Source organism: Thermodesulfovibrio sp. 1176 (assembly GCF_029946585.1).
In the GTDB taxonomy this organism is placed as follows: Bacteria; Nitrospirota; Thermodesulfovibrionia; order Thermodesulfovibrionales; family Thermodesulfovibrionaceae; genus Thermodesulfovibrio.
Genome location: NZ_JARZRZ010000010.1, coordinates 1 through 10386, shown reverse-complemented (window position 1 = coordinate 10386; position 10386 = coordinate 1). Strand labels below are relative to the sequence as shown.

Sequence of the window (10386 nt, the reverse complement as noted above, 5' to 3'; positions counted from 1 at the left end):
CAGCAATGGGAACTGCCTTCGGATCTCCGGATGGATTTTTAATAAAAGGCTCAACCTCCTTTCTGATATCAACAAGTTTTTGCTCAATTCCCTGCTTGCCAGTATTAATTTTGTTTTCTACCTGTTTTGGGTCTATAAAATTAATTCCAAGATCAGACATTAATTTGTCTGTTTCTCCTCTTGCCACAGCATCTCTTATCATTTCAAACGCTTTCTGATAATTCTCTGGTGTTCTATCCCCTAAGTATTTATCCACCATTGTATTAATTAAATAAGGAGCATAATCAATGCTTACTTGTTTTGAAAACTCTTCAGCTTTCGTCCATGCTTCATCAGCTTTCCGAGATGCCCTGCCACCTTCACTTGCAGCTAATTTTTTCAAATCTCTAAAACCACTTTCAGTGGTGAAAGTAGTATCTGCTGTTTTATATAAAGTATCCCTGAATGCAGTCTTTATGCCTTCCTCAGCATTCTTCGAAAGTTTTGCATCTGTAATCGTTCCTGTATCCTCTTTAAATGATATAATTTTATTTGTTTTAAAATCATAAAAAAGACGTCCACCAGCTCCATCTTGAATTTTAAGGTCCTTAAGAGAAATGTCCATACCCAATCCTGAAGTTCCTCTTCCCTCATGAGTTCTTGTGAAACCTTCTTTCTCCAGTATATTTCTCACATTGTCAAGGCTTTCACTCCAGTGTTGTTCAAAAGCATTGTCCAATCTTCTTCCAACTGATTCTGAAAATTGTCCCTTTTGTCCTGCAAAATATTCTTTGGTTTTATCAACAGCCCAGCTCTTGAAAGTTTCATCTGACATAGCAAACTGAGCAGCATGTCTTGCAGTTACTGCCTGATTTATCTTTGAACTTATTACTGAATCATTCACTTTAAAAATTCCTTTATCAAACTTTCCTGTTTGAGGATTGAATGTGCCTGTAACAGGCAAAGCACCTCCTCCTGAGCCCTGAACAATAGGATTTCCCTGTCTATCATAATTAATATCAATCCCCATTTGCTTTAAACGTGAAAGAGAATCTAATGAGTTCGAACCTCCTGCGATTGACATTGCTATGCTCATATCTTTATAGGTTTTTAATCCCCCTGCTGCTCCTCCCATTAAATTTCCAAAAGTTGCACTTTCTATTCTATCCGCTCCTGCTGCTATTCCGAATCTTGCCTGTCCTCTTAATTCACCCGCTCCTTTCTCTGCAAGCCCGCTCATTAATGCTCTGGAACCACCCATCGCAGCAGCTGCATTAGACCATGTCTGAGTCGGCAAAATCTCACTTTGTAATACTCCACCTGCATTCTTAAGGAGACTGCTTCCATATGCAGCACCACTGCTTTGTGGCATTGCAGATACAGAACCTGCAAGCATGGCAAGTGCAGTGCCACCAAATTTAACAAGCATGCCTGATATTACAGAGGCAAGCATAAGCCCTGACCAGCGAAGTGCTCCAAATGTGGCAGCTATCTTGGCAGTATAACCGGGCCACGCAAACATTGAAGCTATCCCCAATTCTCCAGAGCCGGTTTTAATGGCAGAAGATGCCTGTTGAGCAAGATCAACTCCAAATGCATGTATTACTGCATCTATTATTCCCCACATTGCAAGCCATACAAACATTCCAAGACATAACGATAATGCTCTTCCTGCAAGAGGAGTTGCAGCAAAAAGCAATATCATTGGAGTTATGCTTATAGCAACTGCTGTTAAAGATTCTTTTAAAACAGGAATCCACGAGTTTGCATGAACCCCAAGGCCTATAAACTGAGAAGTTGTCTGACTCGTAGCCATAAGCGTCATTGCCACTCCAGGAGAATCTGAAGCAACAACATATCTCATAATTTCAGCCAGAATCATTTGTTTGAATATATTACTAAGGTCGCTTTGATTTGGAAAAGCAGACTGAACAGAAGACAACATCAAACTTTTACAGGCATTAAAAGAAGCTGCATTTGTTACATCAAAACCTCTGGACGCACAGGTTGCTTTCAGTCCAGCATTCAATGCACCATCATTATCAGTTATATGCTGGTTGATTGTGTTAATAATTAATGTTCCTACTTGTTCACAGGTTGCAGGATTTCCTGTAGATTTACTTATGTATTCTTTCGTATACCACCAGGGATTTTTGCTTTGCTCTATAATTTCATTAAACTGCACCTCTCCATTAGCTATCTTGTCTATAGTAAGAGTTGTTCCTTCTCTTAAGAGTTCCATATATACACAATTTCTGATATATTCTCCAATAGTATCCTGAACATTCATGGGTAAATTTGCTCTAAATAAAGGAGGGTCAATTAACTGCCAGCCTGTTCCGCCTGCATTTAATCTATAATCAGAGGCAGGATCAGAAGATGTGCTTATAATATCAATAAATCCTTTTTCTATTTTATTTAATATTCCTGCTGAAGTTGCTATTATAAGAGGAATTCCACTTACTTCTCGTGGACCTCTGTTTAATGCCTCATCATAAATTATGAGTTTTTCTTTTGGCAATATAAAGGCGGTATATATTGCCATACCTGCAAGAACAGGAACCGCCCATGAAACACCATTGTTTTTTGCACCTGTAACTGTTCTAATATAAGTTGCGATAAATATTCCAAGAGCTCCAAGAACTATTACCGAGATAAAAAGACCTTTATAGTTATTGTCAGAAAAAATTAATCCTACTCTTGTCCATGCTTTTACCGCTGCATCATATCCGTTATGAGTTATATATTCCCATGTTCCTGCTTCAGTCATAGAAGGGGAAAAAATCAAAAATAGATAAATAAATATAAAACCTAAAAACAATTTTTTCATTTAAGAGCCCTCTCTGCAACTGTTTTTCCAACTTTTGAGGCTATCTCTCTAAATACAATATCCTCAAAACGCTTGTAAAGACTTGCCATCTCTAAAGACTTTTGTGACTCTCCAAGACTTTTAGCGTAAATCTCTGACAAAACCTGAAAACCTTCATACATTCTTTTTCTTAAATCATCTGCTGCATACATAAGGCTTACATCAACATTACATAGACCGTCTTCGGAAGGATTATTTGTTTTAGCTGCTGCATCTTTAAATTTATCCACCAGTTTGGTTAAATTATTAAAAATATCGCTGTAAGCCTGATAAAGCAATCCCTTAGCAACAGGATCAGCAGATGTGTTTAATATAGAAGTGTCTCCAGTTGCAACTGCATATCTGACAAGCAAATGAACAGGTAAAGGAGATAGTTTAACAAGATTCTGATAATCAGAATAACTTTCAGCACCAGACTGTTTTACTTTTGATTTTGTATAAGCACTATTTAAAATGTTAATAACTTTTATATTTAAAGATTGTGCACTTTCAGGCACACAGTTTCCATCTGGCGAATCTTTCTTGTATATCTTTCCTTCCTTTAAAGCCTGAAATACGTTTTCTGGGCAGGATGGCTTAGGGTCAGCATATGGAAAAGAACCAGACTCTACTATTACAACATCGCCAATCATAGCCCTCATTATTGGAGCTAAGTCAGAGTATCCTCCCTGAGATGCTAAGTAACCAATAAGACTGTTTTTACCAGAAGTAACAAGTTGACGCAATTCTGCAGAACAACCCTCATATTGAGCAGAAGGAGGAATTTTCTGGCCACTTGTGTTCTCAACGCTATCTTTCTTTTTTGTTAAATTCTTATACAACGATGTAAAACCTGTTGTTTCTATCGCTGCCTGAGCAGCATCAATAAACTGTTTTTCTGCATTGCCTTTAGATAAATCTATAGTAGTAAAAGGCTTCATCATAGCACACTCATTTAATTGAAGAGAGTTTAGTGCATTAATTATTTTTTCAGCATCTTTCATCTCTACGCCCAGTTGTGAACTCAACGTATTTAGTGCGATCTGAAATGCCACAACAGGTGCTGCCTGTATAAGTCTCTGAAACTTCTGCACAAGGTATTCAAAATTAGTAAAACCAAAACCACCAAGAAAAACATCTATACCACCACAACCTGCTTTTATTCTTGGTGCTTCTATACTAAACAGATAATCTGTTGACGAGGGTATCCTCGCACTGAATGAGCCAGCAGTGAAGTATCCTCTTTTCTGTCCTTCAAAGTAGTTCGGACCGGAAGATACCTGCTGGTCAAACCAGTCATCAAGCCAGCCAGCTGAAGCAGTTGAGAAAGTAAAGATAAAAATTAAACAAATAGAAATTATTTTCTTTATCATTTTTATCTCCTCCTTAAATGTTGTATCAGATAAAATATTACCCCTCAAAATTCATAAGCACACTGAAAGGGTAATATTAAGTAAGAACCAATCCAAAAAGGAAATGAATATGACCAGAAAAGAATTTCTCAATAAATTTGATAACTTTCTTAATAAGTTAGAAAAGACAATAGATTTTTTAGTTGATTTGCCGTCTTATATAGCAACTGGAATGGTTATTATTGGAGTTTTTTTCTTGTTCCTTTTGTTTTTTTGAGAGAGATGATAAAGCTGCTTACAGAAGTAATTAGATAAGCAATATGGGAATTATCGAATTTATAAGAGAGTTTGGCTTAAAATTAGCACATGCTCTTTTCATGATTGCAATGATTATTTCTTTTCTTGCAGCAAGTATTTTTATCTGTTTTTTTCTGGGTAAAATAATAATTGAAAATTTGTTTTAAACCTATGAAACTCAAGTTTTTTATAATATAGCCTCCTTTTGTTAGTTTTTCCAGTTTTTACATTCTGAAGTATCCACTGAGGCTCATCTAATGACAGAGATGCCAAGAAAAGAATTTCTCTATAAAGTCTTTTTAAAGCAATCCCACGTTTTTTAATATTTCAGCCACTCTGGGATCCTGCCTGGCAAGTTCTTTAAGAGCTTTCTCTACCTTTTCTTCAAACTCTCTTTGTCTTTTAATTACTGGTGTTAATGCAGTACGTCTGTCCCAGATAACAAAGCCTATCAATATTCCCATGCCACCGAAAAGTATTCCAAAACCCCACAGCATAAAGGTCTTGAGATCGTCTATCTGTTTTTGCAGGGATTTTAATCCTTCCTCTAATCTAGTTTCAACCCGAACCAGCCTGTCCCTGTCTTCCTGAGTGAACGAAGTCTCCTTTGCAAAAGCTATTGTATTAATAATTAAGAGGAATACCAGCAAAACCGGCAATATTTTCACAGTCTTTTTCATACTTTATTTTACCCCACCAGAGAGGAAAAATCAATTGAAAAAAATAGGAATTTGTTTTGTTATAGATAATTTCCCGTTTTCTGCCCAGCTTAAAAATTATAAACTTTCAAAATTTTATTAATTACTGCTGGATTATTAGTGACTAATCCTGCTTCATTTCTAATAATTGCTTTTGTTTCACCAGAAGCAGGCAAATATTTATAATAAGAATTTGAAAGCCAATTTAAACTACTTACTACAAGTTCTGAATCATCTATAACAATAATTTTAGAATGAGTAAAAGTAGGCATTTTTTTCAAAACTAATGTGTTTAGACTTCGTAACATTTTTTCCACTTCTGAGTCTAATATATCATCTACTGAATAACCGTATATAATGTTAACCTGTATGTTTTTGCTGACTAAATCCTTTAGTATAGGGAAAGAAAAGCTTTTTAAATTATCTGCTTTTATCCATGGAGAAACTATCATTACCCTGTTTTTTGCTTTTTGGGGAATAGATTTAAAATATTCAATATGAGAAAACACATCTTGAAGAGCTGAAACCGAACTGTCTATTTTTTGAACAAGGTTAACGATTTCTCTTTTTTTATTTAATCTGTCTGGAGTTTCATCAAATTCTACACAATCAATAAATATTCCATGATTTTTAATAAACTCTATGGCTTTAGAAAAATACCTGGTAATTGACATTAATTTTTTATATGAACCCACAAGAATAAAAAGGTTTCCTGCTCGTGAAACCGCCACATTCAATAAATTTGGTGCCCCATCAACAAAACTCACTGAATCAGTGTCTTTAAACACAACTGAAGACATAATTATCACCGGGAATTCTGAACCTTGAAACTTATGAATTGTTCCAATATGATGGGAAGGTATTAAATCCTTTAACTCCTTTTGCAGAAGAATTTCCTGATTCACATAGGGAGTTATTATGCCCACCTCTTTACTTAGATTATATCCAACCTTTTCCAGTTTCTTACAAATTGCTTTAACTGCAAAAACTTCTCCTAAATTGGTATTTTTGTAAGGACCAGGTAGTCCTTCTATATCATAGAATATGAGATTTTTCCCTCCCATCTCATCAATCTTTCTTTTATCTTCTCCTTCTAAAAGTGGTGTAGCAACATATAATTTTCTGTAACCTGCAATCTTACAGAATAAATTAGCAATAGAAGCCTGACATCTTCTATGGTAATCAAGGAAAACAGCCTGACCAACATTAGAAGGCTCTGGATTTCCAGTTTCACATCTTGCCGCTCTATGATAAACAGAGATTAAAGCAGGGGAGTATCTATTTGAACTTTTACAATCAGTCCCATAAAACTTTTCGTGAAAACACTCAAGAGTATATTTATCAAGAGGCACTACAGGCTCTAACTGCAATGGGTCTCCTACACAAACCACAAATTTAGACCAATAAATAGCAGGATACGATAAATGTGGAGTTGCCATCCCTGCCTCATCTATAAACAACAGGTGAATAGGTTTGAATCCTTTTTGCAAAAATTCTTGCTGTTTTCCTGTATGCCCGTTGTTTTGATAAATAAACTTATCAAATAAAAAAGGAGAGGAATTTAAGCTGGATAAAAATACAGGACAGACAAGAGAAATTAATCGATAAAATTCTTCAACCCCAATGCCTGTAATTTCCTTTTTTGCACTATATAAATCCTGCGAGAAAAGTTGAATAAAAAGTTCAAGACATCGAATAACTTCATTACTATTAATATATGCATAGTATTGTAAAAATTTCATGGACAGCAAAAACATAGTCCTTGTTCTTAAATAATAAGTTTTTCTCCAAAGCTCAAAAATGCCATCCTGCCTCATTGCATATTTAAACATTGGATCAAGTTTTAATTTTTCAAGTTCCTCTAACAGACTATCTCTTTTCTGTTTTATTGCGTTTAATTTGCCAAGCTCATCATTTAGATTGAGAAAATCAATTAATTTCTCATATACTTTCGGGTATTTAACCAGTTTTTCATCTACAACTTGATTTATTAATTCCTTGATTTCTTTTATTTTTTGGTAAGCTATGTTTAAATTATTTATAATTTCTTCCTTTTTTAAACTGTGTGTAATCTGAAGTTTTTCAAAAAACTTACTGTTTATTGCCAGAAAAGAACTAAGTATTTTTTCTTCCTTTTGGGTAAATATGTTGATGATTTTGTCTAATACAGTTCTATTTTTAAAGTAAAGTTGAAGGCTTATAATATCTTTTTCCAGAGATGAATTTACTATATCTAAAAAATCATCAAAATTTAAATTAGAGACTGAGTTCTTTTTAAACTTTTCTATCCAGTCTTTGTGCTTGTTACATAAATCTTTTACTAATATCACATTTTCTGGAATAGAATAGTTAAAATCTTTTCTGAGTAACTCTTTAATTTTTTGAACTTCAATAGTTAAATTATCAATCTTGCCATTTAAATCAGGATAAAGATTATCTATTTCAGCAAGAGAAAGCTTTAGTTTTTGATATATTTCTTTTAAACTTTTTATTTTTTGAAGACGATTTTGGAGTTTATCATAAAGAGATAATAATCTTTCTTTAACCTTTTGAAATTCAAGTTCAGATTCTTTAAGATTTATATTTTCCAAATGTTTTTTTAATCTTTCAAATCTTGCTATAGATATTGAGAAATCCTTAGATTTTTGTCCTCCAATATAACTAAAATAAAATCCACCATTTTCATAAATTTTAAACCCTCTAAAATTTTTTTCTTTTTTAAACTCTCGTGCGGTATTACTAACAGCTTGATTTGCAGTTGAAGAAATAAGAATTGCCGAAGGATAATCAATTCCATATTTTGCAATGGACAGAGCTCTCTGAGTAAGAGTATGAGCTATTAAAGCCATTAAAACAGTTGTTTTACCAGTCCCCGGTGGCCCTTGGGCTGCAATTAGTTTCTCCCCTGCAGCGAACTTTTGTAATAATAGAGCCTGACCAAAACTTAGTGAATATGTATGAAAAGTTCCAGACCATACCTCCTCAGAAGGTATATTATATTCGTCAAAACTTGTCTTTTGTTCGCCATAAACATATTCATAAACTGAGGAATCTTTATCATAAATAGGATTAAATTCTGATGATTGAAGAATACTTAATTGTTTTTTTATTTTTTCATTCTGTATGAGATTGAAATTTTCATCAAGAATTAGAAAATCAAAAAAGGAAACTTTTACTCCTCTTTGTTTAAAAATTTTCAGCCTATTTTCACACCATCTTTTCAGTTCCTCATAAATATCCTCAAAAGTTGTTTCATCATCCAAATCAAGAAGTTCTCTTAAGGCAGTAACAAAAGATTTTCCAGAAAAAATAATATCAAACTCTTCCTCATCAAAGTTTAATATGTTTTTAAAAACAGGACGGCATGGAATATAATCAATGTAATCCTCTAAATTAAATTCGTTTACATACCACTTAGTTTCTCTATCTTCATTAGAAATTACAAAATTTTCATCTTTACCTGAATCAAGCTGTTCAGAATCTTTTACAACTTTGTATTCTACTTTGCACATTAGAATATCAGCTAACTTTTCTGTAAAAGGAAAAACAAAAAGGGGACAGAACTTTGTCTCTTTGGAAGTTCGCTTTTCGATAAGAGGGAAAAGCAAATAAAAATTTTTATACTGTTCTTCATTATTTCTCTGTTCTGCTAAGTAATCAATTAATTCCTTGTCATGAAAACTTATCTTTACTTTGTTTCCTTCGGGGATAACAATAGAACCAGTCTTATTCAAGCAATATAATTGATAATTCTTAACACTTTCAACTTTTATCTCTAAATTAAAAACTTCTTCAAGCTCTAAATAATATTTCCAAGAATCAATTAAACTTGAATAATCCACTATTCCCTCTAAGTTTGCTAATACTGTTCTTCCTCAAGTGGCAAACTTTTTAAGTTCTGCAGTATCCATTGAGGTTCCTCTACTATAGTATATACATATCTTGCAGAATAAAACTCCTTGCCTGTTGCATCCTGATAAGGTAAAATCATTACTCTTACAACTTTGGGCGGTGCAATTAAAGGAGTCTTAGGGTCTTTAAGCAACTGAGACAGTTTTGTAAAGAGAGCATCCTTGTAGGCTTCTTCAACAGGAGAGTATTCCATCTGTGTTTGTTCTTTTTTAGATTTTTGTTCTTCAAGAGTGATAGGCTTACCTGTTACAGATTCCTGATAGGCATGCTGAATAGAAACACATTTACCATTTTCCATAATAGGACAGGTAAAATTTTCACTGTAAGGATTCATAACTGATGCACAACCAAAGGTTATTGTAGAGACTGCCAGAAGTAAAAGTTTTGTTCCTTTTCTAATTAAGGTCTCCATACTTTTCCTCTCCTTTCAAATATTTCTTGATTTGTATTATTGGTATTATTTTCTTTAGCATCTGTTTCCTGATAACTTCTCTTTTGCTTGTCTGTTGTATCCTGAATAAACACTGTATTAACTGTTTCATGCACAGGATTTTCTGTTGTCATTTCAACTAAAACAGTTCCACAAAATCTGCATTTGAGAGCATCTTTCTTTATCAACTCTTTACACACAGGGCATGGTGCTGTATCGGGTGGAACTATGTTTTGAGCTATAAATTGCTTCTGTGCTTCTATTATTGCTGCCTGTAACATCTCGGGTTTTGCAATCAGGCTTGCTTTTGTAAGTCCAAGCTCAGCAGCAGACTGTATAAATATTCCGCCGTAACCAAATATTCTTCCTAATATGTCTTTAGAAAAAGTGATGTTGTTAATCTTATCAACTGGCGTTTCTTTTGAATAAAAAACCCAAATTCCTCTCTCATCGATAAATCTTCTGTTAGTTACTACCCAGATATTGAATTTTCTCTCAAGATGAACATAAAGCATTACAAGTGCACCTAAAAAAACTCCCCATAGAGTTTGCTTTATAAAATCTGCTACCAGAAAAATTGCCATTGCTATAAATAACCCCACCAGATAAACTATCCAGTGTTTTTTTGCTATATAAATTACATATTCGCCTTCCTGTAGCTTTGTTCTCATAAAATTACTCCTTCTTAATGCTTGAAATTATATTCTTTTATCTCTAACTCAACGCCTTCACTTACCACCAGGGTCACATTTCTTGTTGCCTGAATTTCTATAATTGGAATTGTCTGTTGAGCAAGGTCAAGATAAAACTTCTGTATGTTCTGAGCTGCCTGCTGTATTCCTGCACCAACTGCTGCCTGTGCCATTTTGC

Annotated in this window: 6 protein-coding genes and 1 pseudogene; all 7 read right to left on the bottom strand. The window is 34.0% G+C overall.

The genetic code is table 11. The features are described 5' to 3' along the window. On the bottom strand, nt 1-2809 hold a 2809-nt coding region (locus QI155_RS10835), incomplete at its 3' end, for a conjugal transfer protein TraG N-terminal domain-containing protein (RefSeq protein WP_281321653.1). Continuing rightward, nucleotides 2806-4200 (bottom strand): conjugal transfer protein TraH, encoded by a 1395-nt coding sequence (locus tag QI155_RS10830; protein ID WP_281321652.1) that lies wholly within the window; start codon nt 4198-4200, stop codon nt 2806-2808. The genes QI155_RS10830 and QI155_RS10835, both read right to left, overlap by 4 nt. A gap of 575 nt (nt 4201-4775) precedes the next feature. Continuing rightward, nucleotides 4776-5156, bottom strand: a complete 381-nt coding sequence (locus QI155_RS10825) for a hypothetical protein (protein WP_281321651.1) — start codon at nt 5154-5156, stop codon at nt 4776-4778. A gap of 89 nt (nt 5157-5245) precedes the next feature. After that, complete coding sequence (locus QI155_RS10820; protein WP_281321650.1) at nt 5246-9016, bottom strand: AAA domain-containing protein; 3771 nt, start codon at nt 9014-9016, stop codon at nt 5246-5248. 17 nt (nt 9017-9033) lie between these two features. After that, a complete protein-coding gene (locus QI155_RS10815) occupies nt 9034-9498 on the bottom strand; it encodes a TraV family lipoprotein (protein ID WP_281321649.1) in 465 nt (154 codons plus the stop codon). After that, nucleotides 9486-10187 carry a PH domain-containing protein gene (locus QI155_RS10810; RefSeq protein WP_281321648.1) on the bottom strand — a complete coding sequence of 234 codons (702 nt, stop codon included), beginning with the start codon at nt 10185-10187 and terminating at the stop codon, nt 9486-9488. The genes QI155_RS10815 and QI155_RS10810 overlap by 13 nt, the downstream gene beginning before the upstream one ends. 14 nt (nt 10188-10201) lie before the next feature. After that, nucleotides 10202-10386, bottom strand: a pseudogene (locus tag QI155_RS10805) (conjugal transfer protein TraB); the annotation flags it as partial.

Bases quoted from the DNA above. Each gene is read 5' to 3' on its own strand.
- QI155_RS10825 (WP_281321651.1), bottom strand. From the start codon at position 5,156: ATGAAAAAGACTGTGAAAATATTGCCGGTTTTGCTGGTATTCCTCTTA.
- QI155_RS10810 (WP_281321648.1), bottom strand. From the start codon at position 10,187: ATGAGAACAAAGCTACAGGAAGGCGAATATGTAATTTATATAGCAAAA.
- QI155_RS10815 (WP_281321649.1), bottom strand. From the start codon at position 9,498: ATGGAGACCTTAATTAGAAAAGGAACAAAACTTTTACTTCTGGCAGTC.
- QI155_RS10830 (WP_281321652.1), bottom strand. From the start codon at position 4,200: ATGATAAAGAAAATAATTTCTATTTGTTTAATTTTTATCTTTACTTTC.